General features: G+C 68.2%; 3 protein-coding genes and 1 pseudogene. 2 read left to right on the plus strand and 2 right to left on the minus strand.

Going from position 1 to position 2,862, the window contains the following annotated elements:
* Positions 1–241: 241 nt before the first annotated feature.
* Together VFX99_RS17305 and VFX99_RS07950 are read right to left on the minus strand one after the other, a co-directional pair.
* Positions 242–358, minus strand: a pseudogene (locus VFX99_RS17305) (ABC transporter ATP-binding protein); the annotation flags it as partial.
* A 115-nt stretch (positions 359–473) separates the two neighbouring features.
* Entirely contained in the window at positions 474–998 is a 525-nt protein-coding gene (locus VFX99_RS07950) for a DUF6326 family protein (RefSeq protein ID WP_329665759.1), read from the minus strand.
* Positions 999–1,158: 160 nt separating this feature from the next.
* On the opposite strand from VFX99_RS07950, the gene VFX99_RS07955 reads away from it, so the two are divergent.
* Together VFX99_RS07955 and VFX99_RS07960 are read left to right on the plus strand one after the other, a co-directional pair.
* Entirely contained in the window at positions 1,159–2,310 is a 1,152-nt protein-coding gene (locus VFX99_RS07955; protein WP_329665760.1) for a sensor histidine kinase, read from the plus strand.
* On the plus strand, positions 2,307–2,862 hold a 556-nt coding region (locus VFX99_RS07960), incomplete at its 3' end, for a response regulator transcription factor (RefSeq protein ID WP_329665761.1). The genes VFX99_RS07955 and VFX99_RS07960, both read left to right, overlap by 4 nt.

Here is a 2,862-nt window from a genome sequence, read left to right on the forward strand (position 1 = left end):
AGACGTTGTTGACCGCCTTCCTCACGCTGATGGCGATCCCGATCCTGATGGTGATGCTCTCCATGACGCTGCCCGCCCGGGTGAACCGCGCCACGAACCTCGTCGTGGCATCGCTGTACATCCCCGTTTCGATGTTCAACGCGGTAGGGGAGTCCTGGACCTACTTCTACGGCCTCTCCATCGGACTCGAAGTGCTGCTCCTGGCCTTCATCCTGCGCTCCGCCTGGACCTGGCCCCGCACGCCGGCACCGTTCGGGCCGAGGAACCCTGTCACGGTCCCGGGCGCGATCGTGAAGCTGTGGAAGTGCACGGCGGTGGTGTCGCCGTAGCGCTTGGTGATCTCGCGTGCCTCGATCATGACCGGGACCGTTCTGGGGATGGGGTGCGACGGAGTGATCAACAGCGAACGCTGAGGCAGGTGACCGTGCCCGCGGGTGGGGCGAGCGAAGGATGGTCGCGTGCGGGGCGGGCAGTCATGCCTGCTGCGGCGTGCGGAGTGGCTCGCTGTCGACGCTGGCTGCCAGGGTCGCCGGTGACGCGGTGCGGCGTGGCCAGGTCCAGGCGGAGCGCAAGATGAAGGCGAGGAGCAGCACCTCGAGTCCGATGGAGAGGCCATAGAAGGAGGCCCAGTCCCAGGACGCCCCTGCCGCGTTGACCATCGAATAGGGGATGTAGAGCGAGGCAACGACGAGGTTCGTGGCGCGGTTCACCCGGGCGGGCAGCGTCGTGGAGAGCATCACCATCAAGGCCGGGATCGCCACGGACGCGAGTCCAACGGTCAAGAACGTCGGGCTGATGTCGAACACGAAGATGTCGCCACCCCGGATCTGGTCGATGGCGCCGGGCTGGTAGAGGTGGAAGTAGTCGGTGTAGATGTAGAGAAACATGAAGCTGGTCCAGGCCGCTGCAAGTTTGGCCTGCACGGGCATGCGCAGAACTTCCAGCGTGCTCCGGTACGGCGGAATCTCTGGCGCGATGTGGGATTGAGGTGATCTCATTCCAGTGCTCCTTGGCTTGATTGGGTGGGTGCTTCCACCATCACGGATGCCGGCGGTGGGCACATCAGCCCGGAGCCTGATTCGACCTGGCCGTTGGCACAGCCGGGCTCTCGTACTTTCGGCGGATACATCGAGGACGCGGGCTGCCTAGGCTGATCAGATGGCCACCGGTGCACTCCGCTCGCTGTGGGCCGAACCTCGACCCACGAATGCCCCGGACCGGGGGCCGCGGGACTGGGCCTTGGTCGCAGCACTGGCCGGCTGGTCGATGGTGGAAGTGGTGCTTCGCCAGGACCTGGCGCCGCGCCCGCTGCTCCTGATCGCAGTGCTCGCGGTCCTCGGCCCCCTGCTGTGGCGACGCACCCACCCGCTCGTCGCCGTTGCGGTCTCCTTCGGCACGTTGACGATCGTCGATATCGTCAGAATCCTCACCGGGTCGCAAGGCGACCTGCTGAACAGCACCTCCGCGACGCTGATCCTGGCTTACGCCCTGTTCCGGTGGGGCTCCGGACGGGAAGCCGCAAGCGGCCTCGCCGTCATCCTGCTCTGGCTGACCATCACCATCACCTACGTCGTCGACCCCGTGAGCCTGGCGGAAACGGTCGCAGGGTACGCGTTCTTCCTGTTTGCCGCCGCGCTCGGCGCCGCGATCCGCTATCGCGCGAAGATCCGCATGCGCGACATCGATCGAGCCAAGGCCCGCGAACGCGAGCAGCTCGCCCGCGAGCTCCACGACACCGTCGCCCACCACGTCTCGGGCATCGCCATCCAGGCCCAGGCAGGTCGTGCCATCGCGGCCTCCCACCCCGAGCGTGCCGTCGAAGCCCTGGCCATCATCGAGGACGCAGCGACCCGCACCCTCACCGAGCTGCGCGCCATCGTCGGCGTGCTCCGCGCCACAGAGGAAACCGAGTTCGCGCCGCAGCCCGGCGTGGCCGAGGTCGAGCAGCTCGCCACCGATGGCCAGACGCGTCCCTGCGTCAAGGTGACGCTGTTCGGCAAGCTCGACGACCTCAGCCCGGCGGTCGGGGCCGCGATCTACCGCCTGGCCCAGGAGTCCATCACCAACGCTCGACGGCACGCCCGCCACGCGACCCCAGTCACCGTCGCCGTCACCGGCAACGCCGACCAGGTACGGCTGACCATCGAGGACGACGGCTCCGCCGCCGGCGGCCGCGCCCCAGCGGGCTACGGCTTGGTCGGCATGCGGGAACGCGCCTCACTGCTCGGCGGCACCTTCCACGCAGGCCCCGCCGCCGAGCGGGGCTGGCGGGTAGAGGCGGTCCTGCCCCGGACCGGGACGCCACGATGAGCATCAGGGTGCTCATCGCCGACGACCAGCCCATCGTGCGCAGCGGGCTGACGATGCTGCTCGACGCCCAGCCCGACATCGAAGTGGTCGGCGCGGCCGCCGACGGGCGCGAGGCAGGCCGCCTAGCGCTCCAGCTGCGCCCCGACGTCGGCCTGTTCGACATCCGGATGCCGCTGATGGACGGCATCGAAGCCACCCGACGCCTCGCCGGCCCCGACGTCACCGACCCTCTGCCGATTGTGGTCATCACCACCTTCGACCTCGACGAGTATGTCCATGGGGCGCTCAAAGCCGGCGCCCGCGGGTTCCTGCTCAAGGACGCCGGACCCGCCCTGCTGACCCAGGCCATCCACGCCGCCGCCGACGGAGACGCACTGATCGCACCCAGCGTGACTGTCCGACTGCTCGCAACGTTCGCCCACGCACAGACCTCACCACCAAGGCAGCCGATAGAACCGCTCACCGCCCGCGAGGAGGAAGTCCTCGTGCCTGTAGCCCAAGGCCGCACCAACAATGAGATCGCCAGCGAGCTCTACATCACCCCAAGCACCG

The sequence above is a fragment of the Microbacterium sp. genome (assembly GCF_036277215.1).
Taxonomy (GTDB): Bacteria; Actinomycetota; Actinomycetes; order Actinomycetales; family Microbacteriaceae; genus Microbacterium.